General features: G+C 60.8%; 2 protein-coding genes. Both read right to left on the bottom strand.

Going from position 1 to position 2,890, the window contains the following annotated elements; translation table 11 throughout:
- Window positions 1–208: 208 nt before the first annotated feature.
- Complete coding sequence (gene pntB, locus V6M52_RS10690; RefSeq protein ID WP_332701017.1) at window positions 209–1,630, bottom strand: Re/Si-specific NAD(P)(+) transhydrogenase subunit beta; 1,422 nt, start codon at window positions 1,628–1,630, stop codon at window positions 209–211.
- A 24-nt stretch (window positions 1,631–1,654) separates the two neighbouring features.
- The coding region (locus V6M52_RS10695) for a Re/Si-specific NAD(P)(+) transhydrogenase subunit alpha (protein ID WP_332701018.1) at window positions 1,655–2,890 on the bottom strand (1,236 nt) is incomplete at its 5' end.

A 2,890-nucleotide genomic window follows, 5' to 3' on the forward strand; every position in this document is an offset into this window, starting at 1 on the left:
ACCTAAAATGCAACATCAGTGCCAGGAAATTTAGCTTAACCGCCAAAATCTAACTATCATTTTCAATCGATCAAAAATCTGAAAAGAATCATGTTTTCATCCTGGCGGGACCATTTGCCAATGCTTGCAGAGCGAAGACTGTCGCTACCCACAGATGAAAAAAAACCGCGTGGCATGCACGCGGTTTCATGTCGGTTGCGAGGCAAGCTTACCCGGCCTTCAATGCCACCAGTACTTCATCGAGCATCTTTTTCGCATCGCCGAACAGCATGCGGTTGTTTTCCTTGTAGAACAGCGGATTGTCGACGCCGGCATAACCGGACGCCATGCTGCGCTTCATGACAATGGAAGTCTTGGCCTTCCACACTTCCAGCACCGGCATGCCGGCGATCGGACTGGTCGGATCTTCCATCGCCGATGGATTGACGATATCGTTGGCGCCGATCACCATGGCCACATCGGTGTCCGGGAAATCTTCATTGATTTCATCCATCTCCATGACGATGTCGTACGGCACGCGGGCTTCTGCCAGCAGCACGTTCATGTGGCCCGGCATGCGGCCGGCGACCGGGTGAATGCCGAAGCGCACATTGACGCCATTCTCGCGCAAGTGCTGGACGATTTCATTGACCACGTGCTGTGCCTGCGCCACCGCCATGCCATAACCGGGCACGATGATGACGTTCTTGGCTTCACGCAGCAACTCGGCCGTTTCTGCGCCGCTGACAGGCACCACTTCGCCTTGCGGCTCGGCTTCACCCTTGGCTGCTGCCGGCTTGCCGGCGCCGCCGCCGAAACCGCCGGCGATGACGCTGAGGAAGTTGCGGTTCATCGCGCGGCACATGATGTACGACAGGATCGCACCGCTTGATCCCACCAGCGCGCCGGTGACGATCAGCAAGTCGTTCGATAGCATGAAGCCGGTTGCCGCTGCCGCCCAGCCGGAATAGCTGTTGAGCATCGACACCACCACCGGCATGTCGGCGCCACCGATCGCCATCACCATGTGGATACCGAACAGCAAGGCAATCACCGTCATCACGATCAGCGGCATCATCCCCGCTTCGATCGAATCGGCGCGCGCAAACTGGATGCCGAAGTAAATCACCAGCAGCAAACCTGCCAGATTCAGCAGGTGACGGCCGGGCAGCAGCAGGGGCTTGCCGCCGATCCGGCCCGACAGCTTGCCGAAGGCGATGAGGGAACCAGAGAAAGTGATCGCGCCGATCAGGATGCCGACATAGATCTCGATGTCATGGATGGTTTTTTCCGCGCCAACATAATGGGCCGAGGCTGCCGGGTCGATATAGCTGGCATAGCCGACCAGCGCAGCGGCCAGGCCGACCAGGCTGTGCATCAGCGCGACCAGTTCCGGCATCTGCGTCATCTTGACGACGCGTGCAGCATACAGGCCGATGGCGCCGCCGACCACCATGGCGCCGACGATCCAGGGAATTCCGGCTGCGGCCACGCGGGGCCCTAGAACTGTGGCCAGCACGGCAATGGTCATGCCGATCATGCCGTACAGGTTGCCACGGCGTGAGGTTTCCGGGTTGGACAAGCCACCCAGACTGAGAATGAACAGGATCGCTGCGCCCAGGTAGGCGACGATAGTGAGGCTTTCAGACATTATAGGTTTCGCCTTTCTTTATACTTATTTGCGGAACATCGCCAGCATGCGGCGGGTCACGGCGAAACCGCCGAACATGTTGATTGCGGTGAGCACGATGCCAATCACGGCCAGCCAGCGAATCCAGTCATCCGGACGGCCGGCGGTGTCGGTTAGTGGCGGCGCGACCTGCACCAGCGCACCGATAGCGATGATGCTGGAAATCGCATTGGTCACGCTCATCAGGGGCGTATGCAAAGCCGGTGTCACGTTCCACACCACCATGTAGCCGATGAAGCACGCCAGCACGAACACGGTGAAATGGCCAATGAAAGCCACCGGTGCAAAGGCGCCGATCAGCCAGAACAGCGCAGCCGCAACGCCGAAGGTGACGGCAATGCTGATGGCCGATGCCGGTGCGCCGGCGCCATGGCCGTGCGCTTTCGGTGGCGGCACTGCGGCCGGCTTGGCTGCGGGTGCTGCCGGCAGCTTGAGCGCCGGTGGCGGCCAGGTGACTTCGCCATTCTTGATGACGGTCAGCCCACGAATGGCATCGTCTTCCATGTTGACGTCGATCTTGCCATCCTTGGCCTTGCACAGCTCTTCCGTCAGGCGGAACAGATTGCTGGCATACAGCGTGCTCGATTGCTTGGCCAGACGGCTCGGCAAATCGGTGTAGCCGATGATGGTCACGCCATGCCGGACCACGGCCTGGCCCGGCTCGGTCAATTCGCAATTACCGCCCTGCTCGCCTGCCATGTCAACGATCACGCTGCCCGGCTTCATCGATTGCACCATCTCGGCGGTGATGAGTTTCGGTGCCGGCTTACCTGGAATCAGTGCAGTGGTGATGATGATGTCCGCTTCCCTGGCCTGCTTGGCGTACATCTCGCGCTGGGCTTGCAGGAAGCCTTCCGACATTACTTTGGCATAGCCGCCGCCGCCGGAACCTTCTTCTTCATAATCGACTTTCACGAACTCGCCGCCCAGCGACTTGACCTGGTCCGCCACTTCCGGCCGGGTGTCGTTGGCGCGCACGATCGCGCCCAGGTTGGCGGCGGTGCCGATGGCAGCCAGGCCGGCCACGCCGGCACCGGCGATGAAGACCTTGGCCGGCGGGACCTTGCCCGCGGCCGTAATCTGGCCATTGAAAAAACGGCCGAAGGCATTGGCGGCCTCGATGACGGCGCGGTAGCCGGCGACGCCGGCCTGCGACGTCAGGGCGTCCATCTTCTGGGCGCGGGAGAGCGTGCGCGGCAGCGAGTCGATGGCCAGCACAGT

Source organism: Devosia sp. (assembly GCF_036676215.1).
Lineage (GTDB): Bacteria > Pseudomonadota > Alphaproteobacteria > Rhizobiales > Devosiaceae > Devosia.